Genomic DNA, 878 nt, shown 5'->3' with positions numbered 1-878 from the left:
GTCTTGAGGCCGTTTCGGTTGAGGAGGCCGGCAATCAGATCGTCGTTGGCGATCAGCACCAGTTGACGCACGGCTTGGATAATATCGGCGGAAGTGCTGTTGCGCTGTCCGCGCCGGCGCTTGGGCAAGCGCAACTCGCTGTGAGCGCCACCCACCCAGTGGACGATGAGAACGATCTCGGACGCCGCGTCATCTATATTGGCCACGACCTCATGGACGAGGGTGCGTACAATGCGCTTCTTGAGGCGAGCATCCGTCGTCGGCGCATCCCAGACCGTTTTGAGGTTTGAGGCCAGTACGCCGAGCGAAGTTGGATCAGCAATAGGTGCGGGCGTCGCCGCATCATGCATAGCGATCTTGTCCTCGACCTCCGCCGCGTGAGCGAGTGCTCTGTTCCAGCGCGCTTCAAGCTCACTCGCCACCAGCCGGTTCGCGGGGTCAGCGGCATCGTATTGCCGGAAAGCCCGGTCGGCGGCATAGCTCGCCGCTTCCAGATCGCGACTGAGCGCATCGCGCACCTGATCCCGTCGTTCTCCGGCTTCCTTGGCGGCAGCGGTTGCAGCGGCGATAGCGCCTGGGCCGACGACGCTAAGCAGTGCTTCCTCGATTGCATCATCGACGCGCAATCCTCCGAAGGCGATGCAGTGAGCGCCGCCATTGTCCATCCAAGCGCGGCTGCAACTGTAGCGCGGGATATGGTGCTTCATGCCTGAGTACCGGAGTGTGAGCTTGCGGCCGCAGCGCTGGCACCGGATCAGACCGGCCAGCAGCGCGTCTCCATGCTTGGGCGCGCCGTGATGCCGACCAGTGGGAACGTTGCTGCTGACCATCGCGCGGATCGCCTCGAACCTCTCCCAGCTCACATACCCGTCGTGGGT

General features: G+C 63.4%; 1 protein-coding gene. It reads right to left on the bottom strand.

Features of this window, described 5'->3' with window-relative positions:
• On the bottom strand, positions 1-878 hold an 878-nt coding region (locus IVB32_RS30600), incomplete at both ends, for a zinc ribbon domain-containing protein (protein WP_247412357.1).

This window comes from Bradyrhizobium sp. 23, assembly GCF_023073295.1.
Lineage (GTDB): Bacteria > Pseudomonadota > Alphaproteobacteria > Rhizobiales > Xanthobacteraceae > Bradyrhizobium > Bradyrhizobium canariense_D.
Note: the sequence above shows the minus strand (reverse complement) of the source record. Positions and strands in the feature narration are given on the sequence as shown.